Origin of the sequence: Vibrio sp. D401a (assembly GCF_030248515.1) — a bacterium.
Lineage (GTDB): Bacteria > Pseudomonadota > Gammaproteobacteria > Enterobacterales > Vibrionaceae > Vibrio > Vibrio rotiferianus.
Window position 1 is genome coordinate 243,130 of the sequence record NZ_JAHGAI010000012.1, and the last position, 22,699, is coordinate 265,828.

The following is a 22,699-nucleotide window of genomic DNA, read 5'->3' on the forward strand; positions in this document are numbered from 1 at the left end:
ATAGCTATACACTCTAATCATTCTTTGTTAATCGTTTATTAAGATAATAAATATAAGGGCGAAACCATGAACGATGTCATTCGTGACTTTTTCAAAATGGAATCCGCAGGCGGTATCCTTCTAGTGATTGCAGCAGCAATCGCAATGACTATTGCAAATTCACCGCTTGGCGAAAGTTATCAAGCTATGCTGCATACTTATGTATTTGGTATGTCAGTGTCTCACTGGATCAACGACGGCCTAATGGCTGTGTTCTTCCTACTAATTGGCCTTGAAGTAAAGCGTGAGTTACTTGAAGGTGCACTAAAGTCTAAAGAAACCGCGATCTTCCCTGCAATCGCAGCGGTAGGCGGTATGTTAGCTCCAGCACTTATCTACGTTGCTTTCAACGCAGGTGATGCAGAAGCGATTTCTGGTTGGGCAATTCCAGCTGCAACCGACATTGCATTTGCGCTTGGTATCATGGCTCTTCTCGGTAAGCGTGTACCAATCAGTTTGAAGGTTTTCCTGCTGGCATTGGCTATCATTGATGACCTTGGTGTAGTGGTTATCATCGCACTGTTCTACACAGGTGACTTATCCACAATGGCGCTTATTGTCGGCTTCATCATGACAGGTGTCCTGTTCATGTTGAACGCAAAAGAGGTGACCAAGTTAACCCCGTACATGATTGTTGGCGCGATCCTCTGGTTCGCAGTACTAAAATCAGGAGTTCACGCAACACTTGCAGGTGTGGTAATTGGCTTTGCTATCCCGCTAAAAGGCAAAAAGGGTGAGCACTCTCCACTTAAACATATGGAGCACGCACTTCACCCATACGTAGCGTTCGGTATTCTTCCTCTGTTTGCTTTTGCAAACGCAGGTATCTCGCTAGAAGGTGTGTCGATGTCGGGTCTGACTTCAATGCTGCCGTTAGGTATTGCAATGGGCCTACTAGTAGGTAAGCCGCTGGGTATCTTTACGTTCAGCTGGGCAGCTGTGAAGTTAGGTATTGCGAAGTTGCCTCAAGGTGTTAACTTCATTCATATCTTTGCGGTATCAGTGTTGTGTGGTATCGGCTTTACCATGTCGATCTTCATTTCGTCACTGGCATTTGGCAATGTGAGCCCAGAGTTTGATACTTACGCTCGACTGGGTATTTTGATGGGCTCGACTACGGCGGCCATCATTGGTTACGCATTACTGCACTTCTCTTTACCTAAGAAATCTGCAGAAGAAGTAACCGCTGAGAAAGCATAGTAGCAAGTCGCTAAAATGATAAAGAAGCCTCCCTATTGGGAGGCTTCTTTGCGTTTAGTCGTGATGTGGTTATACCAATTCCATCAATTATCTGATCATTCTTGCTGGTTAATAACGGTGTTAAAGATTTTGTAGGTAGAGTAACTAACTAGCTGCAATCTTTGCCTTGTTCTAAATGATTTTACAGATGCAATTTTTTGAACATCTAATTAACGGAACTGGTATTACGTAATCAAGGAAATGCAGACGAAAAAAAGCCCAAGCTAAAAAGCGCTTGGGCGGATACAAACATAGGAGTTAATAAGAAAAAGCAGCAATGTAGCAACTAGAAAGAAACAAGTTTGACGGCCAGAAAAACTTAAAATGCCCTAGTTGTTACAGTAATTAAGACCAACCGCATTCCAAACAGTTCCATTTTTTTTAAGAAATTTTTTCACAAAACAATATTCGCTTTAAATTCATCCCTTTAACTATTCATTTTGTCGCCTGGTCAGACCAATGACTGAAAATGTGATGTTAATCATTTGTTAATCTAAGGTTTCGGGAGTATATTTCAAACAGTTGTTTAATACGAGTGATTGAAATGGCACCGAGAAGTACAACAAAAGAAAAGATACTTGATGTAGCAGAAGGACTATTCGCAGAATATGGCTTCAATGACACATCATTAAGAACCATTACTGGTAAAGCAAATGTCAATCTTGCTTCGGTTAACTACCACTTTGGCGATAAAAAAACATTGGTACGAGCGGTATTAGATCGATATCTAGAGGCTTTAATGCCAAGTATCCAAAGCTCGCTGATCGAGTTAAATACGCGCGATGAGTACAACATGGATGAAGTATTTGAATCGTTGCGTTTGCCTTTGAGGGCGTTGAATAGTGTAAGACCAAATGGAACGGCGCTATTTATGCTTCTAATTGGCCGAGGTTATACCGACGTGCAAGGGCACTTGCGTTGGTTTATCAGTACTCGATATGAGGAAGTGCTGAACCTGTTCATGTTCTCTATCTCGAAAGCCAACCCTGAACTGACTGAAGAACAGCTGTTCTGGCGATTGCACTTCACATTAGGCACTTGTGTTTTCACTATGGCATCAAGCCAAGCGTTAACCGAGATTGCAGAAAGTAAGTTTGACAAAGAGGTCGACGCGAAGTCTGTCGTGGACCTGTTAATTCCATACTTGTCGGCAGGTATGTCCGCTAAGTAAACCACATTAAACCAATAAAAAAGATAAGCTAAAGCCGCAAGCGGTGACGTGAACAAAAGGATCTGAACTATGAGCTCTCTACGAAGAAAATGGATTAGTGACCCAGCATTCAAAATGTTTAAAAAAGTACTGCCTCCATTGTCCAGTACTGAAAAAGAAGCAATGGAAGCAGGTAGCGTGTGGTGGGATGCTGAGTTGTTCTCAGGCAAGCCGAACTTTACAACACTACATCATTACCCGAAGCCTGCACTGACGCCTGAAGAGCAAGCTTTCATGGACAATGAGCTAGAGACTTTACTAGCAATGCTGGATGATCAAAAGATCGTAAAAGACGATAGAGATCTTCCACCAGAAGTATGGGAGTTCTTACGCAAGGAGCGCTTCTTCTCGCTGATCATTTCAAAAGAATACGGTGGTCGTGAGTTTTCTGCTCTGGCTAACTCAACCATTGTTTCTCGCATTGCAACGCGTAGTATCAGTGCGGCAGTTTCGGTCATGGTGCCTAATTCACTTGGGCCAGGCGAACTACTTTCTCACTATGGTACTCAAGAACAGAAAGATTACTGGCTGCCACGCCTAGCAGACGGTACAGATATCCCGTGTTTTGCTCTAACTGGTCCTGAGGCAGGCTCTGATGCCGGTGGTATCCCAGACCAAGGTGTGGTTTGCTATGGCACGCACGAAGGCGAAGAAGTGCTTGGTATCCGACTTAGCTGGGATAAACGTTACATCACACTGGCACCGGTCGCGACTGTACTAGGGTTAGCATTTAAGCTTCAAGATCCAGATGGTTTGCTTGGCGATAAGAAAGATGTGGGTATTACTTGTGCGTTGATTCCTGCTGATCACGAAGGTGTGGAGATTGGAGAACGCCACGACCCACTAGGTTCTGCGTTCATGAACGGTCCAACACGCGGTAACGATGTATTTATACCTATGGATTGGTTGATTGGTGGCTCCGAGTATGCAGGTAAAGGCTGGCGTATGTTGGTAGAATGTCTATCAGCTGGACGAGGTATTTCCCTTCCTGCATTAGGCACCGCGATTGGTCACCTCACAACACGCACAACCGGCGCTTATGCTTATGTTCGTAAGCAGTTTGGTATGTCGATTGGTAAGTTTGAAGGTGTAGCAGAGGCAATGGGGCGTATAGGTGGTTTAACTTACCTACTAGAAGCGACTCGAACGCTAACCACAACTTCTCTGGATATGAAGGAAAAGCCAGGCATTGTGACTGCGATTGCGAAATATCACATGACTGAAATGGCACGTACCATCCTGAACGATTCTTTCGATATCCATGCTGGTCGCGCTATTCAAGACGGCCCAATGAACTACCTAGCGAAACACTACCTAGGTATTCCAGTCGCGATTACGGTTGAAGGTGCAAACATTCTGACTCGTAACCTAATGATCTTTGGTCAGGGTGCGACACGTTGTCATCCATACGTTCTGAAAGAGATGGAAGCGGCGGCAAATCCTGATCCGAAAGAGGGGGCGAAAGAGTTTGATGATCTGTTGTTCAAGCACATCAAACACGCAATGGGTAATACCTTTGGTGCATTAGGTGCAGCACTGACAGGCTCTCGCTTTGTGAAAGCGCATATGAGTGGTCCAACTCAGCAATACTACAAAGACATCACACGCTTAAGTCGCGCGCTGGCAGTGAGCGCAGACTTCGCAATGTTAACCCTAGGCGGTGACTTGAAGCGTAAAGAGATGATCTCAGCTCGCCTAGGCGATGGCTTAAGCTACTTGTACATGGCGTCAGCGGCGCTTAAGAAGTACGAAGACGAAGGTCGTCAGCAAGGTGATTTGAACTTTGTTCACTACGCGGTGCAGCACTGTTTGTACAACGCATCGAAGTCACTAAATGAGGCATATTCTAACTTCCCTGTGAAATATGTTGGTGGTGTTCTTAAAGGCTTGCTGTTCCCATTGGGTAACCACTTCAAAGCGCCAAGTGATGAACTTTGTGTTGGTCTTGCTGAAGCTATGATGACACCAGGAGCTCAACGTGATCGATTGACTCACCTGTGCTACATCGGCAAAGAGGAAGACGACAGCGTTGGTCTAATGGAGCAAGCGTTTTTAGCAATGTACGATGTAAAGCCGTTGGAGCGTAAGCTAATGAAAGCAGCGAAAGATGGCAAAGTAGCGCGTAAAGGCCTACTACATGATCGCTTGCAACAAGCATTTGAAGCTGAGGTGCTGACTGAGCAAGAAATTGATCAAATCATGGCCGCGGACAAACTACGATACAAAGCAATTCAAGTTGACCACTTTAGTCACGATTTCTCAGAAGTTCGCACTAATGTCACCTCGAAAAAGTCGCACTTAAACTCAGCAGCTTGAAGCGTTTGAGTATAAAATGAGACAAGCACCTCAATGAGGTGCTTTTTTTTGTGTTTGAGCCTCTAGGTTTTTCTGTTGAGTGCTCCAACCACTTGCATTTTCGCAGCATTTTTACAGAAATTAGGTGCGAAGTAGGGCTGAACCTTTTATCCTAGCAACGTTTTTTAAAGGAAGTTGAATATGATCATCAAACCTAGAATTCGTGGATTTATCTGTACTACTACGCACCCAGTGGGTTGTGAAGCTAACGTAAAAGAACAAATTGCTTACACCAAAGCGCAAGGCCCAATTAAAAACGCGCCAAAACGCGTTCTTGTTGTGGGTGCATCAAGTGGCTATGGCCTATCTTCTCGTATCGCTGCGGCATTTGGTGGCGGTGCTTCGACTATTGGTGTTTTCTTCGAGAAAGAAGGCTCAGAGAAGAAGCCAGGTACAGCTGGTTTTTACAACTCGGTAGCGTTTGAAAAGCTAGCTCGTGAAGAAGGTCTGTACGCGAAAAGCCTAAACGGCGACGCTTTCTCAAATGAAGCAAAACAGAAAACAATCGATCTGATCAAAGAAGACCTTGGTCAGGTAGACATGGTAGTTTACTCACTGGCTTCTCCAGTACGTAAAATGCCAGAAACGGGTGAACTTATCCGTTCAGCGCTTAAACCTATCGGTGAGACTTACACGTCGACTGCTGTTGATACCAACAAAGACGTAATTATCGAAGCAAGTGTAGAGCCTGCAACAGAGCAAGAAATCCAAGACACCGTAACCGTAATGGGCGGCGAAGACTGGGAACTTTGGATTAACGCACTATCAGAAGCTGGCGTTCTAGCGGATGGTTGTAAAACAGTTGCATACAGCTACATCGGTACTGAGCTAACTTGGCCTATCTACTGGGATGGCGCGCTGGGTAAAGCGAAAATGGACCTAGATCGTGCAGCAGCAGCACTGAACGAGAAACTGTCTGCAACCGGCGGTAGCGCAAACGTAGCGGTACTTAAGTCTGTTGTGACTCAAGCAAGTTCTGCAATTCCTGTAATGCCTCTATACATCGCCATGGTATTCAAGAAAATGCGTGAAGAAGGCGTACATGAAGGTTGTATGGAGCAGATCTTCCGTATGTTCAGCCAACGTCTTTACAAAGAAGACGGCAGCGCTGCAGAAGTAGATGAAGTGAACCGTCTACGTCTGGATGACTGGGAACTGCGTGAAGACATCCAACAGCACTGTCGTGACCTATGGCCACAAATCACCTCAGAAAACCTTAAAGAGCTAACTGACTACGTTGAGTACAAGGAAGAGTTCTTGAAGCTCTTCGGCTTCGGTGTGGATGGTGTGGATTACGAAGCAGACGTGAACCCAGCAGTAGAAACAGATTTTACGCAAATCTAATCGTTTCTTATTGAATTGAAAAAGGCGCTCAATGAGCGCCTTTTTTATGTCCTAAACCTTGGCGATGAATAGAGAGCACTTCTTAGTCAGTAATGCTCATTCAAAGGTGTTAACTTAGAATAATCAGGATCGTACCAGCGAGGGTCATCAATATATTAGCGATAGCGTATGTACCAGCATAGCCCAATGCCGGGATAGTTGATTTAGCGTACTCATTTACCACGTCCATAGCAGGAGCACATGTACGAGCTCCAATGATGGCACCAAAGAGTAGAGCTCGGTTCATCTTAAGTACATACGCACCGACTAGGTATGCTAGAACAACAGGCACCACACTAACGATAAATGCAAGACCAATTACTTGTGGACCAACTTGTGTCAAATGTTCAAACATTTTGCCACCAGCGCTTAAGCCGATACCCACCATAAAGAACATCAAACCTAGATCTTTGACCATGTTTAATGCCCCTTGAGGAACATAACCAAAAGTAGGGTGGTTGGCTCGAAGAAATCCTAGGGTAATGCCCGATAGTAACAAGCCTACCGCGTTACCAAGGCTAAAAGATACCTGTCCAAATGTCATGGTTACCAAGCCAAACATAATGCCCAAGATAAAGAAGCTACAGAAAGCCAATAAGTCTGCCATTTGGCTGTGGATAGATATGAAACCGATTTTTTCTGCTAGGCCATGAACACGGCTCTTCTCACCACTGACTTGTAGTACGTCACCTTTAGCAAGAACAATGTCCAAATCCATTGGCATTTCAATCTGAGCACGTACAACGCGGTTTAGGAAACAGCCATACTCTGATAGGTTGAGATCAGAGAGGCGCTTGCCAGAAATAGCATCACTTTTTACGACGATTTCTTCTTCTACAATTCTAAGGTCAAGTAGGTTACGGTCGAACACCTCTTTACCGTTACGGAAGCTTGGATCAAGACGAGCGTGGCTATCAGGGAAGCCTACCAATGCAATCTCATCTCCTTCTTGAAGAATGGCATCACCATCAGGATGGGCAAGAATGCCATTACGACGAATACGCTCAATGTAGCAACCTGTCTGGCGGTAGATACCGAGTTCACGTAGGTTCTTTCCATCAGTCCAGTCAATCAGTTCTGGACCAACGCGGTAGGCGCGAATAATAGGCAGGTAGACCTTACGTTGACTCGAGTTGCCAAGTCCACGCTCTTGCGCGATTTGTTGTGCTGAATCTGAAAGGTTCTGCTTTTGCAGCTTTGGCAGCAGTTTGGCGAACATGATCATGCTGATCAAACCAACCAGGTAAGCCATCGCGTAACCGACAGATAGATTTTCTAATACTAGAGAAAAATCCATATTACGTGGAATCGTGGCAAGACCAGAGTTCAATGCATCTTGAGCGCCCACCAACACAGGCGTAGCAGTAAGAGCCCCTGCCATCATACCGGCAGATAAACCGAAATCGAGTCCCAAGTAATGGCTGCAAAAGTAAGTCAAACTTACTGCCGAAACTAATACTGTCATGCTCAAGATGAAGTAATGTTTTCCGTCGCGGAAAAATATACCAAAGAAGTTTGGACCGGCTTCAATTCCTACACAGTAGATAAACAGCATAAAGCCAATTGTCAAAGCTTCTGCATTGAATGAGAATCCTAAGTGGCCCATTATCAACGATGTAATAAGAACGCCAATTGAATTTCCTAACTGTAGGTTTCCAAAGCGAATTTTTCCAATTGCAAGGCCAATGGCCAATACAACGAAGATTAGAAGAATAGGGTTTTGATCGAGAAGGTGTACGACGTCTATGTTCACAGCGTGGCTCGGTAAAATGTGTGCCAATGAGAAAGATTAAGAATGGCGAATTGTAACTAAATATAGCAAAAAGATAAGTGAAATTTTTTAGCTTTTTCTATTAGTTGCACTAGGGCTGTAATTGTCATTGTGAAATATACCCAACCAAATAGAGGTTACTTGGGTATAAAGAAAAAGCCGCAATAAGCGGCTTTTAAACATTCAGTAATTAAGATTACTCGTCGAATAGACCTAGGTGCTCTTTTGCGTAAGCTTCAAAGTCATCACAGCCACCGATGTGCTCTTGGTCGATGAAGATTTGAGGAACCGTTTCTACTGGTTTGCCAACTGTTTTCTCTAGGTCAGCTTTAGAAATACCTTCAGCGTGGATGTCTACGTAACGGTAGTTGAAGTCATCACGTTTTGCTTTCAGCGTTTCTGCGTGCTCTTTTGCACGAACACAGAATGGACAAGCTGGGCGACCAAAGATAACTACGAACATAATCTCATTTCTCCTAAAATCTATTCTAATTGAAAGTGCAGCTAGACCTCATGTCGGCATACGCTTTCGTTTGTTAGGATAACTATGCCCGATCCAGATACGGAAATAAAGCAGCAATTACCTCTTGTCTCGATAGGTGAAATCTATCGTGTAAAAACTGAACACGAGTTTGGCTTAAAGCCAAGAAAGGTGGGGTTATTGCCTTATTCAACCATAGAATTCAACGCTGTTAAGCGTGTGAAGTGACGCATAAAAACATACTTTTAGAAGGGTTATTAATGGCACAAGGTGCACTTGGTCAATTTATTTTGGTGCAAAGCATAGCACTCTAGTGTGAGTTGTTGTTTTGGGGAGGAAGTGTATGTTTCAGTTTATGACTGCGACACGGATTATCTTCGGCGAGGGGGCGCTCCAATCTTCGCTGTCTGTAATCAATCAATTTGGCTACAGCGTTTTACTGGTGACTGGTAAAGATACGCAGCGTGCCACACCTATTGTTAACTATCTAAAAGCGCAAAATATGCGCTATCAGCATGTCGCCATCAATGGTGAGCCCAACATTACTATGGTTGAAGAAACCGCAGTACTTGGACGCAAGTTCCAGCCCGATATGGTTATCGCGATTGGTGGGGGAAGTGTCATTGATATGGGTAAAGCGCTCGCGGCGATTATTCCTAACCAAGGTGACGTCTACGACTATGTCGAAGTAGTAGGTAGAAATGTTCCTTTAAAAACCAAACCGATTCACTTTATTGCCATTCCAACCACGGCCAGTACCGGCTCAGAAGTGACCAGAAATGCAGTGCTTAAATCGGGGCAAGACCAAGTGAAAGTCAGCTTGAGAAGCCCAGAAATGCTTGCCGACGTTGCGATAGTCGATCCAACCTTAACTTATGGCACTGATCAATATACCTCGGGTCGCGGCGCAATGGATGCGTTTACTCACCTGATGGAAGCTTATGTATGTGGTGACCCGAATCCGCTCACTGACATGGTTTGTGAGGAAGGGTTACGTCGCCTAAGCCGCTCGGTAATAGCTGGGTGTAAACAAGACTGTCACAAAGCTCGTGCAGATCTTTCTTTTGCGGCACTTTTAGGTGGTATGGCCATCACTAACGCTAAGCTTGGTGCGGCACATGGTTTAGCTTCAGCATTGGGAGGCAAGCTCGATGCGCCCCACAGTGTTATTACTGCCCGTTTGGCTCCTCATGTCATGCATGAGAATATAAATGCAGCGAGGAAAGCAGGACGTAGTGATGTGATTAGCCGTTACAAGCGATTGGCACAGCTCGTTACAGACAGAACCAATGCCAATGAGCACGATGGCGTACTTTGGGTGAGAATGGTGCTGGATAAACTTGAGCTACCTCAGTTAGGAAAATTTGGTGTGTGTCAGACGTCGTTTGAGCAAGTCGCCGATGATGCACTGAAATCGGTCGCTATCAAAGGCAACCCATTACCACTTACACAAGATCGATTAGTGTACATTCTTCGCCAAGTGTGTGATTGCAGCGATGCGTGCATAGGGGAGAGTTCGCATCATGTGAGCTCCGTGGAGGTGCTGGAATCTCGCACTGATCTATCGGATGTGAATCAATAGAATTCCGCTTGGGTTAGAAACGCAAAGGGGAGCTATTCGGCTCCCCTTTGTTAATTCGTTAGTACTGACTTAGCTTGTCGTAACGGCTGTCTTTCAGTGCGTCTTTTACGCGTTTAAGGTTTTCACGGAAGCCAGTGCCTCGGCGCAGCGTGAAACCGGTTGCTAGAACATCGATGACCGTCATTTGTACTACGCGACTTGCCATTGGCATGTACACGTCTGTGTCTTCAGGTACATCTAGCGTGATAGCCAGTGAACTTGCTTTCTCTAGCGGCGAGTCTTTCGCTGTGATGGCAATCACCGTCGCACCGTTTTCACGAGCAAGATTTGCAATCTCAACTTGGCTCTTAGTACGACCGGTGTGAGAAATCAAAACGATAACGTCATTGTCACTGCAGTTAATGCAGCTCATACGTTGCATTACGATATCTTCGAAACAAGTAATTGGAATGTTGAAGCGAATAAACTTGTTTTGAGCGTCACGCGCCACAGAAGAGGAAGCACCTAGACCGAAGAATGAAATGCGCTTCGCTTGAGTCAGAAGATCAACTGCGCGGTTAACTTGCATCGCATCAAGGCTGTTTTTCGCAACATCTAAACACGCCATTGTTGATTCGAAAATCTTATGGGTGTAGGCATCTGGGCCGTCGTCTTCTTCGACATTACGGTTTACGTAAGGTGTACCATTAGCAAGGCTTTGTGCAAGGTGAAGCTTAAAATCTGGGAAACCTTTGGTATCCAGACGACGACAGAAACGGTTTACAGTGGGCTCACTTACGTCAGCCATTTTAGCTAACGTTGCAATGCTTGAATGAATCGCAGTTTGTGGTGACGCCATGATTACTTCTGCAACCTTGCGTTCCGACTTACTGAAATTCTCCAGGTTTTTTTGAATTTTTTCTAATGTATTCATAGTGTTCACGAGGGTAAGAGAACAACTCGCTGGCTCTGTTAACGGCAAGAAATACGTCAGTTTCAATCTGTACTGAGGCGTTAACGAAAACTACCAGCGCCATAAAATTAGTATAAACCCGATCCTCAATCTGGCTAAAACAAATACGGTTACTATTTAGTGAGAATTTGACAAGCCTCAAACAAAATTTTGTAAAAACTACAGAATTGAATGTAGAAGGGGTGGTATTCGCCTCAAGTGGCACAATAATGATGTTTGAGTTACATCAAAAAGAAAGAAAATTTCAATTCAATGTAACTCAATCGGAGCCTTATTGATTCAGAATCTTATCGACTAATTCTTGAATCTTTCCAGTAAGGGTTGGGGCTTGTGTCGCGATCTCTCGCTGCTCATCAAGCACCGATGAAAGGATATCCCTGCTTGTAAGAGGGTTAGCAAGAACGACACGAAATACTATGGTATTCATTCGCTGCCATTTTTCTGGGTTCAACCGAGTCCGAGATACGAAAGACTTACCAGTTTCACGCTGGCGCTTCTGAATAAATTGAGTTAGCTGGTTGATAAGCTCATTGAGCTTTTCACGCTGGATGCCATCTGCTTGTGCAAGAGCATCCCGATAACTTTCTGGCAAGTAACGGTAAGTAAGCAGGCAAAGTTCTGGTTCGGAAACAAGCTCAAAGTCTGCCTGTTCTTTGATCAAGTCAGCAAAGTAACGTGCTTTCTCAATGCTCTGGTTAATGAGTAACTCATAGCCTGGGCGGCTGATGATATGCATTGCCGCATAGACCAACATCGCCATGCCTGAACGGGAGCCTTCCAGGGTATGACTACCAAGATCCTTTGAGCCTTTACGTAGAATATATTGAGCGTGGTGTTCAATAGATTTCATCGCATCAGGGTCTTTAAATAGAACCATACCAGCGCCCATAGGGATATAGAGTTGCTTGTGCGCGTCAATGGTCACAGAATCGGCTAATTCAACGCCAGCAAGTAGCTTGCGGTAGTGGTTTGACATTAATGTCGCGCCGCCCCATGCGGCATCGACATGGAAATGACAATCATGTTGTTTACATACCTGTGCAATTTCTTCAAGAGGGTCAATCGTGCCAGTTTCAGTCGTTCCAGCCACACCGACAACTGCAATTGGTTTAATTTTCTGGGCTTCAAGCTCAGCAATTTTTGCTCTTAAGTCGGACGGAACGATACGATTAGCGCCATCTGTTTTGATTGCAACTAGGCCTTCTTGGCCCAACCCGAGCACATCAGCTGCTTTTTTTAGAGAGTAGTGGCCACGCTCTGAAACTAAGATTGCTAAACCTTCATAGCCATAATGTTTCATGGCTTTGAAGAGGCCTTCTTTTTCTACGCCTTTGAAAGTGCCGTCTGCTTTTAGCGCTTTATTTCGCGCAACCCAAAGAGCGGTAATATTGGCGATAGTACCACCAGAACAAAACGCACCAAGAGAGTGTTTCGCGCTGTGCATCCACTTTGCGTAAAACTTATCGTCCTGACCGTATATAAGTCGATGGAGCATACCGAGAACTTGACGTTCAAGCGGAGTGAATGCTTTTGATGTTTCAATTTTCACCAAGTTTTGGTTTAGAGCAATCATGATCTTTGACAGCGGCATTAAAAAATACGGTAGGGCAGAAGTCATGTGTCCAATAAAGCTTGGTGCAGAGGTGTGTACTGAGTGCGAGACGAGCGTATCTAACAAGTGCTCGGTATGATCAGAGACGAACTCTGGCTGCTCAGGAATCTGAGCAGAAGAAAAGTCTTTTTCAATTTCACGCAAAGGCTTTTCTTCTGCCACGATATGCTCGCGTAGAAACTGGTTTAGATTTTGAGACAAGCTCTCTTCGATTTTAGTTAACGTTGAGTCTGGCCCTTCAGGAATAGTGAAGATCTTTAACAAGCTCTCAAAGCTAACATCTGCGGTTTTTTGTTCCTTAACCATGGCAAGAATTATTTGTAATTATATTAGTAAGACGAGCGCAACAATCTAAACCAAAACGGGAGCAAAGTCCCGTTTTAATTGTTGAAAACCAATTTGCTGAAATGAAAAACAGGGAGCGTTTAATCACACTTTTGCTTTTCGATTTTACTAATGGATTGATTGTATTTGTTCAGTGCAGCATCAATTTGCTTTGGATGGCTTAGGAGATCAGCAAATGCTGAGCGAAGATCATAATTCTTCTCATGATTTGCAGACTGTCGGTCAGAAAACGTTTTTTGTGCTGCCTTACCTAGATCATCATTTCGAGTCGCAAGCTGTTTGACATCATGCTGATCGAGCTTTAGCCAAGCTTCGACTGGCTGACCTGTTGCTACTCTGCTAGGGTCATTTTCTAAAAAATAATGTACGGCTTGTCGGTTTAGTTCGAAGTGATGCTTACGTCCCTCTAAAAACCAATTACTAACCTCATCTAGGTCAGGATATTGAGTCACTGTTAGGTCCACTAAGTCCTGATACCATTGCAGTGAAGCATCGATATAGGAATCGTATTTTTGAGCGAGACATTGCTGATCTGCAGCGAAAGTGTAGCCTGAGCAAGAAGCAAGCAAGGCTGCTACTACAAAGCGTTTCATTCTATTTCCTTTTGGGCTGTTGCATTAAGCAACTTTTAATTGGTATACCTGCCATGAATTCACATTCTTATCTCAGTGAGATACATAGCGGCAAGTATTAGCGTTTTATAATATTTTGCCGCATTGTAATAGATGTTAAAGAAAAAACCTGAGATCTAGCTAGCAAGTGACACAAAGAACAGCATCATGACAGGGACTAATAAGCTGAGAATAAAGCCACTAACAATTGCGATAGGCACACAGCGGACGCCACCTGTCGTTTGAATGACTGGTAGAGTAAAGTCCATAGCGGTTGCACCCGCATATCCGATAGAAGTACATGGATAACTTCTTATAAGAAGAGGTATTGCGACAAGAGCGACGAGTTCTCGCATAAGTTCAATTAGAAAAGATGCGCCACCAAATACAGGGCCAAAAGCATCGCCCATAAGAATCCCTGCCAAAGAGTACCAACCAAAGCCTGATGACATCGCAAGGGCTTGGTAGAGAGGAATATCTAATAGGAACCCAGCGATAACTCCACCTAACATACATGTCATTATTACCAAAGAAGCAATGGCCATGCCTTGCTTATTAAGCAAAATTTGACGCAAAGTAAGTCCGCTATTACGTAATTGAATACCAATGAAAAATAGTAGAAGGAAAAGAATCCATTCACTAGCGGTATCCACCCACTCAAGTCCAATAGGTAATATAAGGCCTGCTAGCAACCCTCCACCTACAACCAATACCAACTTAACGGACTCCATTGCCATCGATGATAAAGGTAATGCTTTGTGTTGAGCGTCTGTTTTAAGCGGTAGCAGCTTATCAATAAGAGGAAGAGCAAGAAGGTTACAAGTGCTTAAACAGACAAAAAACGTACCAGCATAGAGCAATATAGACTGCAAGTTGGTGCTGAGGTTATCAAGCGCCGCAAGGCTAAGGCCCATCAGCGCGAGAATGACGTAGATTAGATTTGACGTAGCGGCATTAATTCTAGCGAGCAACGAAGCTTGCGAAATTGGAATCAGATAGCCAACGACAAGAGGGGCAAATATAAACAACATCCCTGAGAACATAAAACCCTCAATTTCCTAGTAATTATAAAGTAGTAAATTGAGCGTATTGTAGTGTGATATGTCTCTAAAGACCACTTGCGTGAAGCACTTCCTTAATCATATTTTGGAAATCGTCATCGCTGGTATTACTTAATTCAAACAGTACCTCTGCTCCAGTCAAATTAAACTCTACTTCATGTTCATCTATACGTTCGTCTTGGTTTCGGAACATTAGAAGGTGATTCGCGATACGGGCAACATCAAGATAGCTTACTTCAGGACGGTGTGGGGTCAGCTTTTCATTGGAAGAAACTTCACTGAAATCGTTATCAAAGCCCCACTTCTCCAGAACTAGTTTGCTGGTGGCAGAACAGCGTGTTTGGAAGATCTGTAGCGCGATATCGCTATCGAGGTAATTGCCTCGGTCTAGGTAAAGGTGATACTCATTAACTAAACAGAATAAACCAATGTCAGCTAGCAAACCGACAAGTAACGCTTTTTCTTGCTCCAAATAAGCATAGCAATCTGGCTCATGCTTTTTGAAGTGCTGCACGACCAGAACCATAGTCGCGCCAAGCTCTCGTGATACAGCCGCGCTTTTTCTTAAGATTGAATTACATTCGCTGGTAAGGTTAACGGAGTGTTTGAGTTGTTCGATGGCTTGCGCTGTGACGATATCACGGACTCGAAGAATCCCTAGTCGAGATACTGCTGTCGTCAGATCATTGCAGGTGATATTGCGTCGGTTGAAAATCACGGAGTTGGCCACCCTTAGAACAACAGCGGCTAATCCAGGATCTTCAATTAAGCAGTTAGCAATATCTGAGATCGCGGTATTTTCTTCGGTGCAAAGCTGTTGAATCTTCAGTACCACATCCGGAATGGGTGGTAGTGATATTTTTCCAGTTGAAATCGATTGTTTTACTAAGTGTGAAAAATCGCTTTCAAGGGATTTTATTAGTTTTTCTTTGTTTTGCGGTAGCCAGTAAAATGATAAATGTTCCATAAAATGCTGTGCTGGAGAGCTTTCGTACAGTGTACCCTCGACTAAAGTCTATTATCAATTTATTGCTTAACTGGGTGGTGTATTTGGATGCTAAATCACCTACTTGACGGATGTTTGTTGTATTAAGTGTCAAAAAAACATCGTACTAGAAGGTGTAATGTGAAACTAATCACGTATCTTGTATTTATACTTTTCTATCTGTGACACAGATCCTAACTTATTTTTCAACGTTAAGTATGATTAGAAAAGTTGGTGAGCACAAATCACAAAATATCGCCAACAAACTGACAATTTTTCGCTACAAGCTGCTGTTTTATCTGGTGACATCGCTAATCGGGGTAATTTATTCAGATTAAGAGGTCAAAGGAAATGACAGACCAAGCTTTTTTTACTTATATAAAAAAATTTAAATCTTTCCAAAAGCGCTCTATGTTTGGTGGTATAGGGCTTTTTAGTGACGATGCTATGTTTGCATTAGTAAGCAATGACTGCTGCTACCTTCGCGGCGGAAAAGAACTAGACCAAATATTTGTCGACTTGGAGTGTGAGAAATACAAACACGTTAAAAAGCAAACAACGGCCACAGTAAATTACTACGACGTTACTGAGCTGTTTGAGGCTCGCGCACCAGAGTTAGATAAGCTCGTTGTTAAGTCAATAGCATGTTCTGTACGAGAGAGAGAGTTCCAAAAATCTTCTGCTAGTAAAAGACTACGTGATTTGCCGAATATGCAGCTTACGCTTGAGCGTATGGTTAAGAAGGCAGGCATTGACGATGTTGAAACATTCTTAGCGTTGGGACCTGTAGAAGTTTTCAATAAAGTTCGAGCGGCTTACGGCAGTGATGTTGATCTAAAGTTGCTTTGGAAGTTTGCCGGAGCGGTAGACGGCGTTCATTGGAAGCTTATCCAAGAGCCAAGAAAGAAACAGCTATTATCTCTTTGTCAATAGATTGATTTTATTGATTTTAAGTGGAGTTAGCGAGTCAATAAAAGGATGAGAGCTGCGCCTTGATATGGAAGTTAAAGTACGCGGTCACTTCACTGCAATAGATCAAAAAGCCGAGGTAGGAGTTGCCTCGGCTTTGTCATTTACGCTCGAAGTTTAAAACTTGAAGCGAGTAGTGAACATAAACTGGTCACCGTAGAAATCGTTAATTCTTGCTTCTGCACCGAGAGAGAATAGCTCTGTTGAGTGGAAGCGAGCATAAGCAGAACCTATCCAATCATCATTGTTATCGATGGAAACATAGCCAGCTTTACCACCAACCTCTAGCTGAGGACCAAGCCATTGACGAATGCCTACATTTAGCTCCATACCAACATCTGCACTGCTTGAAGATGTCGGTTGAACAACTCGCATCAGCATCGCGCCAGTTAAGTCTGCCCAGTTGTTTACTGGAGAGTGGAAGCCGAAGCCCGCTGCTGAATCAAAATCACCGTCAAACTCGGAGTCGATGCGAGCAATAACATGTGCATTTGGGTGGATCGACTTGCTGAAACCTGCACCAAAAGTAACAGGGCTAGCGCCGATACGCGCTTCGAAATAGTCGTAACTAAAGTTGCTCATGGTAGCTGGGCTATCACGATCTTCATAAGCCATTACTTGACTTGATGCTAGCAGAAGTGCTGCTGCTAAAAGTGTTTTACGCATAATCAACGATAAACCTTGTTAGTTGTCATTCCTTTGGTTCAATAAATAATTGAACCTTATCTAGATTGTTCGACATCATAATCAAAACATGGCGCTACGACCAATAAAATTGTGTCGAACATTTGTCATTTTAACGATACTCAAGCAAATAAAGTGCCAGCGGACTAGCGTAACCTCTATCCGAATGTGAGTTTGCTCAAAGTTAATTTACTCTCCGAAACTGGTTCTTCGTTCAGACATGGCATTTAGTATTGCTTCAGAGTCCAATATCGAAACCCAAGAGAGCAAATTATCATCGTGCTGAATCATAAAAGTGGTTAGCTGTTGAACTAGTGCAGATCGGAGTTCGTCTCCCCGCCAAGGCTTCGCTACGTAATAGTCAAGGCTTGCATTATTTACTGCTTCAACGGTGTCTTCTAACCCAGCTTGACCAGTGAGCAGTACCTTGCGAGCAACGCGAGTGTCATCTGCTTGATTTAGTTCAATCAAGAAGCTAATACCAGTTTGTTCTGGCATGATATGATCACATAGAATAAGCGCAAGCTTGATACCTTCCCCCTTCATTTCTGCGATCACTTCTTTCGCTTCTGTAACCGATTCTGCTCCTTCAATTACAAAGTTATCTTCAAACACAGCAAGATCTTGAAGTACGCTATCCAAGACCTCTCTTTCATCATCAACACATAAAATTAGATACTTAGACATGTTCTTCTCCTTTTGAATTAATCGGTAGCCACACAGTCATCGCGGTGTACTCTCCGAGCTTAGAATCTACTTCTATCCATCCGTGATGAGCAGACACAATTTGCTGGCATATAGACAAGCCAATCCCAAGTCCAAAGTTACCTTCTTTCTTGGTCGTAAAGTTGAGCTCAAATATCGCTTGTTGTTGAGACTTAGGTATTCCTGCGCCATTGTCTTGGAAAGACACAACGATATATCGTTTGTGCGCTTTCTTTTTTATTTCTGAGGTAATATTGAGCTCGCCTTTTTCTGGGAAGGCATCGATCGCGTTGGAAATGAGGTTGGTCCAAACTTGTTGCAACGCAATAGGCTGACAAAGAATTTTCGGAACTGGGGTGTAGTCCTTAGTCAAAGTATGCATTTTGAGCTTGTTCTCAAAGATCACTAATGTGTCTTCAATGCCCTCATGAATGTCAACAGAATGCATCACTTCATCATCTGCTCGTGCATATCCCTTTAGGCTTTTAACCATATCTGCTATGCGTGCAGCACAAACGTTTATTGAGCGCAAAGCAGAACCTGTCTGATGATAACTTTCAAATAAGTTGAGCGTGTCGATAGCTTGGCTGGGTGCAGAAGCCAAAGATTCCAACATAGAGTTGTCAGCATCAAGATTTAAGTTCACCATTTTTTTTGCAATATTTCTATCGACGACATGTGGTTTCAGCTGATTCACTCGCGCCCGAAGCTCAGCAGTAGAAGAGGGTTTAGAGGTTTGAGCATCATGCAATATTGCAACCCCTTTGGCTCTTTCTGGTGGCGTTGGTGATTGAGTTAATAGCTTTTCCAGTGTCATCGTGAGATTTTCTACACCCCTTAAAATGGCGGCTATGGGGTTATTAAGCTCGTGAGCGACACCGGCGACAAGTTGCCCCAGCATCGCCATTTTTTCTCTCTCTATGAGTTGCTGGTGTGCTGACTCGAGTGACTCGAGTGTTTTTTGCAGTTCTAATTTTGTGTTGATACTACGTTGAAGTCGACGATTAAAATGCCTCAACAATAGATTTGTAAACAGAGGAAGCAAGTTTGAGTCTGTTTGCATTACTTTTCGAAACTCTTTTCTATCCAGTTTAATAACTTTGGTTGTGGTTAGCGTCAACGCAGTAGAAAAAGAGTTCTCACCCGTCACGAAAGACATGCCACCGACAATGTTACCTTTGCTATGACGGACAACTTCTCTTTGCATTCCTAGCTCATCACGCTTGTAGAGCGCGACCTCTCCACTAGTGATAAACCATAAAAACGTATTCGGCTCCCCCTCTACTGTCAGTAAGTGTTCCGGAGAGTAGGTGCGACAAGCATTTGAGTCCTCTTTCTCAGCGAAAAAGTTTTGTAGAGCGCCAATAACTTGTTCTGCAAGTTCAAAATCAGATAGCGCATGATAATCGTTTAAGAAACCTGCTTGATAACTTTTCATTTGGGTTTCTATGTGCGCGCGGAGCAACTTTTGTTGATCCAGTATTTGGCTGTAACTAAGAAGGTTGTCTCGATCGTGCTTCAATACAAATTGAGTCAGTTCTTTCTGTGCGGTATTAAAAAGCACTTGGTCTGGCAAAGGTTTGGTCAGACAGTGGTCGAGGCGGCCTTCGTTAACCGCTGTAAGAATAGCGTCGATATCAGAGGAGCAACTGATGAGTATTTTCCTCGCTTTCTCAGTATGTGCTGCACGAGAAAGCCCAATCAAAAACTCAACACCATTTAAGTTTGCGTGGTGACTGGTTATAACCAGAGCGACGCTCTGTTGCCTTTCTTCTAGATACTCTAGAGCACTCTGTGCTTCTTCGATGGACTCTACAGAATGAATATCAAACCTACTCGCCAAAGGAGAGAGCTCTAAGCGAAACTGCTCTGCACTGACAGGGTTGTTATCTAGACAAAGTACGGCGTATCGATTCACAGGGCTAAAGGCTCCAGCTAAGACTTGGCCGTAACACCATATCAAGAAATAATGAATACGGTTGGGAGCTAAGTATGGTTATAGAGCTATCACTGGTACTAAGCCTCAATAGTCTGATTTATCTCAATGTTTCCACTGGCTAGTCTTTGCGTTAGACTGAGTTAAAACACATCAAGTAAAGACACTATGCAAAACTTAAAAAAATTCGGTGCCATTGGTGGCGCTATTTCTTTGGCATTATGTTGGCCATTAGCCGTTGGACAAATTGGCCAATCGATCATTGAAGATGGCATCGCGAACATGAATGATGACATGGTGAAGGGCGAAATCGTGGAATACGATCGTGGTTACCTTTCTTCCGTTGTGCTGACTCGCTATACGGTGGTTGACCCTGAAGTTAAAAGCCAGCTTGAGCGTGATGGCCTACCAACAGCTTTTGATGTTACAAGTGATTTGTCTCATGGCTTAACTAGCCTAACCGCAGACTCAAAGTTAGTTGATGCCGATTTTTTACCGCTAACCATGCACAGTACGACTCAGCTGAATGGGAATACAGATTTCACTCTCAATCTAGCCAGCTGGAGTTACCAAAATGAAGCTCAGGGGATGCACCTTTCTTCTAGCCCGGCGCATATAACCGGTAATGTAACAGTGCTTGGTGATCTGAATTACCAGGTATCAGTTCCTTCTGTTCAGATTGATTTTGAAAATGGTGAAGAAATTCATTTAACAGAGCTATCTGGAGAAGGAAAAGGTAAGCAAGCAAAAGGCTACTGGTTAGGTGAGCAGTCTTTTGCATTAGAGAAGTTAGACGTTGTTGATTCTACGCTTACACCGATGTTTCTCATTGAAAATGCGAACTACAGTGGGAAGACATCGCTAAATGAGACTGGCGATAAGCTGAGCACCAATCTTGTTGTGGGTGCGCAGAAAATGCGTCTTACTGATGGTACCGACGTGGATAGCTTTAAGCTTGATTTCGCCATTGGTGATGTTGATAGCCAATCATTCGATCAGATCATGTCAATGTATCAGAGTTCACCAATGCTGGATGAGCAAGAAATCCAAAAGCTATTGCCGCATGTAGATACACTATTTAGCAAAGGTTTTAACCTTTCAGTCAATGAGCTATCTCTAGCGTTTGGTGCTGGTAAGTTCCGTAACCAGTGGAAATTATCTATTCCTCAAGGGACAGACAACGTTACGCAAGACCCAATGAAGTTGGTGACAGCGACTACTGGTTCCCTAAACACCTATTTTTCTGATGAACTGGTCAACTTATACCCATTCATTCAAGAAGGTGTTGATGAGTTGATGGTGATGGAGCTTTTAGAGAAGACAGAAAGTGGCTATGAACTAAAAGCAGAAATCTCTGACGGGAAACTGAAGTTCGAAAATGGACAAGAATTTCCTTTAATCGCGCTGCTTATGCCTGCATTGATGCAATAGAGAAGTTTACAAAGTAAGTTTTTAGCTTTTTCAGTTTAAAAAGAGGTCGTAAGACCTCTTTTCTTGTTTTTATCCCTGCAAAAACGTGATATTAATTTCGTAATCTTTACTTAGCAGGAGCAATGAGCATCATGGAACAAAATACGGACAACGTATTTAACTTCAGTGCAGGACCCGCAGGTCTGCCAAAAGCAGTCATGCAGCAAGCACAAAAGGAGCTAATCAACTGGCAAGGTCTTGGTACTTCAGTGATGGAAATCAGTCACCGAAGCAAAGAGTTCATTAAGGTTGCAGAAGAAGCAGAGCAAGACCTTCGTGATCTTCTGAACATCCCAGACAACTACAAAGTACTGTTTTGCCAAGGTGGTGCTCGTGCTCAATTTGCCGCTGTTCCACTAAACCTACTGGGTAACTCGGAAACTGCGACTTACATTGATGGTGGTTACTGGGCAGAAAGCGCAGTGGCAGAAGCGAAAAAGTACTGTGAACCTGACGTCTTCAACGCGAAAACCACGATTGACGGTAAAGCGGCGGTTCTACCTGCAACAGAATGGAAAATCTCACCAGACGCAGCCTATGTCCACTTTTGTCCGAACGAAACCATCGATGGTGTTGAAATCAATGATTTGCCGGTGACAGATAAGCCAATCGTTGCAGATATGTCTTCGACGATTCTTTCTCGCGAAATCGATATCTCTCAATACGGCGTTATTTATGCTGGGGCGCAAAAAAACATCGGTCCTTCAGGCATCGCAATTGCAATTGTTCGTGATGATCTTCTTGGTTTGGCGAAAGATGTATTGCCAAGCATTCTCGACTACAAAGTGTTGGCAGAAAAAGAATCGATGTTTAATACGCCGCCAACATTTGCTTGGTACTTATCTGGGCTTGTGTTCAAGTGGCTAAAAGCGCAGGGCGGTGTAAAAGCGATAGAGCAAGTTAACCGAGAAAAAGCTGCGCTGTTGTACGATTACATCGACCAGTCAGACTTCTATCGTAATGGTGTGTACTCTGCTAACCGCTCTTTGATGAACGTACCGTTCCAACTAGCGAAACCAGAACTTGACGGCACATTTTTAGAACTGGCTGATGCGAAGGGGTTGAAAGCGCTTAAGGGGCATCGTGCGGTTGGTGGTATGCGAGCTTCAATATATAACGCAATGCCACTAGAAGGTGTCCAAGCTCTTGTCGACTTTATGCGCGAGTTTGAACAAAAGTACGCTTAACTAAGAGCTGTGATATAATTTTTGAAAGCGTCGCAATTGCGGCGCTTTTTGCTTTTTAGAGATTAGCAATCTCATGGAAGCACTCGCACATTTTTGTGGCGGAACTTTGAACAACCATAATA

General features: G+C 43.7%; 18 protein-coding genes. 8 read left to right on the top strand and 10 right to left on the bottom strand.

Annotation, left to right across the window (positions count from 1 at the left end):
- The first annotated feature begins 66 nt into the window (after positions 1-66).
- From nhaA to fabV, 4 genes are all read left to right on the top strand, one after another.
- Positions 67-1,239 carry a Na+/H+ antiporter NhaA gene (gene nhaA, locus KIV41_RS07900; protein ID WP_010448555.1) on the top strand — a complete coding sequence of 391 codons (1,173 nt, stop codon included), beginning with the start codon at positions 67-69 and terminating at the stop codon, positions 1,237-1,239.
- 583 nt (positions 1,240-1,822) lie between these two features.
- Complete coding sequence (locus KIV41_RS07905; protein ID WP_010448556.1) at positions 1,823-2,449, top strand: TetR/AcrR family transcriptional regulator; 627 nt, start codon at positions 1,823-1,825, stop codon at positions 2,447-2,449.
- A 69-nt stretch (positions 2,450-2,518) separates the two neighbouring features.
- The gene (locus tag KIV41_RS07910; protein WP_285336024.1) at positions 2,519-4,804 is read left to right on the top strand and encodes an acyl-CoA dehydrogenase; all 2,286 of its coding nucleotides are present in this window, start codon (positions 2,519-2,521) and stop codon (positions 4,802-4,804) included.
- A gap of 180 nt (positions 4,805-4,984) precedes the next feature.
- On the top strand, positions 4,985-6,187 hold the full coding sequence (fabV, locus tag KIV41_RS07915; RefSeq protein ID WP_010448559.1) for an enoyl-ACP reductase FabV: 1,203 nt from the start codon (positions 4,985-4,987) through the stop codon (positions 6,185-6,187).
- Between the two features lie 109 nt (positions 6,188-6,296).
- On the opposite strand, the gene KIV41_RS07920 is transcribed toward fabV, so the two are convergent.
- A complete protein-coding gene (locus KIV41_RS07920) occupies positions 6,297-7,979 on the bottom strand; it encodes an aspartate:alanine antiporter (protein WP_010448561.1) in 1,683 nt (560 codons plus the stop codon).
- Positions 7,980-8,193: 214 nt separating this feature from the next.
- Positions 8,194-8,460: a GrxA family glutaredoxin gene (locus KIV41_RS07925; protein ID WP_010448562.1), complete on the bottom strand. Its 267-nt coding sequence runs from the start codon at positions 8,458-8,460 to the stop codon at positions 8,194-8,196.
- Positions 8,461-8,821: 361 nt separating this feature from the next.
- Between KIV41_RS07925 and KIV41_RS07930 the strand changes: the two genes are divergently transcribed.
- Positions 8,822-10,060, top strand: coding sequence for an iron-containing alcohol dehydrogenase (locus tag KIV41_RS07930; protein WP_088880619.1), 1,239 nt, complete (start codon positions 8,822-8,824; stop codon positions 10,058-10,060).
- A gap of 58 nt (positions 10,061-10,118) precedes the next feature.
- Here the strand turns inward: KIV41_RS07930 and KIV41_RS07935 are convergent, their stop codons facing one another.
- The 5 genes from KIV41_RS07935 to KIV41_RS07955 form a co-directional block, all read right to left on the bottom strand.
- Complete coding sequence (locus KIV41_RS07935; protein ID WP_005444542.1) at positions 10,119-10,973, bottom strand: MurR/RpiR family transcriptional regulator; 855 nt, start codon at positions 10,971-10,973, stop codon at positions 10,119-10,121.
- 310 nt (positions 10,974-11,283) lie between these two features.
- Positions 11,284-12,930 carry a pyridoxal-dependent aspartate 1-decarboxylase PanP gene (gene panP, locus KIV41_RS07940; protein ID WP_285336025.1) on the bottom strand — a complete coding sequence of 549 codons (1,647 nt, stop codon included), beginning with the start codon at positions 12,928-12,930 and terminating at the stop codon, positions 11,284-11,286.
- Between the two features lie 119 nt (positions 12,931-13,049).
- On the bottom strand, positions 13,050-13,562 hold the full coding sequence (locus KIV41_RS07945) for a hypothetical protein (protein ID WP_038884533.1): 513 nt from the start codon (positions 13,560-13,562) through the stop codon (positions 13,050-13,052).
- Between the two features lie 155 nt (positions 13,563-13,717).
- Positions 13,718-14,623 carry a lysine exporter LysO family protein gene (locus tag KIV41_RS07950; protein WP_038884532.1) on the bottom strand — a complete coding sequence of 302 codons (906 nt, stop codon included), beginning with the start codon at positions 14,621-14,623 and terminating at the stop codon, positions 13,718-13,720.
- 64 nt (positions 14,624-14,687) lie between these two features.
- Positions 14,688-15,608 carry an HDOD domain-containing protein gene (locus KIV41_RS07955; RefSeq protein WP_045388466.1) on the bottom strand — a complete coding sequence of 307 codons (921 nt, stop codon included), beginning with the start codon at positions 15,606-15,608 and terminating at the stop codon, positions 14,688-14,690.
- 369 nt (positions 15,609-15,977) lie between these two features.
- Between KIV41_RS07955 and KIV41_RS07960 the strand changes: the two genes are divergently transcribed.
- The gene (locus KIV41_RS07960) at positions 15,978-16,559 is read left to right on the top strand and encodes a TfoX/Sxy family DNA transformation protein (protein ID WP_010448582.1); all 582 of its coding nucleotides are present in this window, start codon (positions 15,978-15,980) and stop codon (positions 16,557-16,559) included.
- A 153-nt stretch (positions 16,560-16,712) separates the two neighbouring features.
- Here KIV41_RS07960 and KIV41_RS07965 read toward each other — a convergent pair whose 3' ends face one another.
- The 3 genes from KIV41_RS07965 to KIV41_RS07975 form a co-directional block, all read right to left on the bottom strand.
- Positions 16,713-17,261 (bottom strand): hypothetical protein, encoded by a 549-nt coding sequence (locus KIV41_RS07965; protein ID WP_038887578.1) that lies wholly within the window; start codon positions 17,259-17,261, stop codon positions 16,713-16,715.
- Between the two features lie 207 nt (positions 17,262-17,468).
- Positions 17,469-17,966, bottom strand: coding sequence for a response regulator (locus KIV41_RS07970; RefSeq protein ID WP_010448586.1), 498 nt, complete (start codon positions 17,964-17,966; stop codon positions 17,469-17,471).
- The gene (locus KIV41_RS07975) at positions 17,959-19,902 is read right to left on the bottom strand and encodes an ATP-binding protein (protein ID WP_252040790.1); all 1,944 of its coding nucleotides are present in this window, start codon (positions 19,900-19,902) and stop codon (positions 17,959-17,961) included. The genes KIV41_RS07970 and KIV41_RS07975 overlap by 8 nt, the downstream gene beginning before the upstream one ends.
- 186 nt (positions 19,903-20,088) lie before the next feature.
- On the opposite strand from KIV41_RS07975, the gene KIV41_RS07980 reads away from it, so the two are divergent.
- Positions 20,089-21,351 carry a DUF945 family protein gene (locus tag KIV41_RS07980; protein WP_010448589.1) on the top strand — a complete coding sequence of 421 codons (1,263 nt, stop codon included), beginning with the start codon at positions 20,089-20,091 and terminating at the stop codon, positions 21,349-21,351.
- Positions 21,352-21,482: 131 nt separating this feature from the next.
- Positions 21,483-22,577 carry a 3-phosphoserine/phosphohydroxythreonine transaminase gene (gene serC / locus KIV41_RS07985; RefSeq protein WP_162531061.1) on the top strand — a complete coding sequence of 365 codons (1,095 nt, stop codon included), beginning with the start codon at positions 21,483-21,485 and terminating at the stop codon, positions 22,575-22,577.
- Positions 22,578-22,699: the final 122 nt, after the last annotated feature.

Bases quoted from the DNA above. Each gene is read 5' to 3' on its own strand.
- nhaA (WP_010448555.1), top strand. From the start codon at position 67: ATGAACGATGTCATTCGTGACTTTTTCAAAATGGAATCCGCAGGCGGT.
- KIV41_RS07905 (WP_010448556.1), top strand. From the start codon at position 1,823: ATGGCACCGAGAAGTACAACAAAAGAAAAGATACTTGATGTAGCAGAA.
- KIV41_RS07910 (WP_285336024.1), top strand. From the start codon at position 2,519: ATGAGCTCTCTACGAAGAAAATGGATTAGTGACCCAGCATTCAAAATG.
- fabV (WP_010448559.1), top strand. From the start codon at position 4,985: ATGATCATCAAACCTAGAATTCGTGGATTTATCTGTACTACTACGCAC.
- KIV41_RS07925 (WP_010448562.1), bottom strand. From the start codon at position 8,460: ATGTTCGTAGTTATCTTTGGTCGCCCAGCTTGTCCATTCTGTGTTCGT.
- KIV41_RS07930 (WP_088880619.1), top strand. From the start codon at position 8,822: ATGTTTCAGTTTATGACTGCGACACGGATTATCTTCGGCGAGGGGGCG.
- KIV41_RS07935 (WP_005444542.1), bottom strand. From the start codon at position 10,973: ATGAATACATTAGAAAAAATTCAAAAAAACCTGGAGAATTTCAGTAAG.
- panP (WP_285336025.1), bottom strand. From the start codon at position 12,930: ATGGTTAAGGAACAAAAAACCGCAGATGTTAGCTTTGAGAGCTTGTTA.
- KIV41_RS07945 (WP_038884533.1), bottom strand. From the start codon at position 13,562: ATGAAACGCTTTGTAGTAGCAGCCTTGCTTGCTTCTTGCTCAGGCTAC.
- KIV41_RS07950 (WP_038884532.1), bottom strand. From the start codon at position 14,623: ATGTTCTCAGGGATGTTGTTTATATTTGCCCCTCTTGTCGTTGGCTAT.
- KIV41_RS07955 (WP_045388466.1), bottom strand. From the start codon at position 15,608: ATGGAACATTTATCATTTTACTGGCTACCGCAAAACAAAGAAAAACTA.
- KIV41_RS07960 (WP_010448582.1), top strand. From the start codon at position 15,978: ATGACAGACCAAGCTTTTTTTACTTATATAAAAAAATTTAAATCTTTC.
- KIV41_RS07965 (WP_038887578.1), bottom strand. From the start codon at position 17,261: ATGCGTAAAACACTTTTAGCAGCAGCACTTCTGCTAGCATCAAGTCAA.
- KIV41_RS07970 (WP_010448586.1), bottom strand. From the start codon at position 17,966: ATGTCTAAGTATCTAATTTTATGTGTTGATGATGAAAGAGAGGTCTTG.
- KIV41_RS07980 (WP_010448589.1), top strand. From the start codon at position 20,089: ATGCAAAACTTAAAAAAATTCGGTGCCATTGGTGGCGCTATTTCTTTG.
- serC (WP_162531061.1), top strand. From the start codon at position 21,483: ATGGAACAAAATACGGACAACGTATTTAACTTCAGTGCAGGACCCGCA.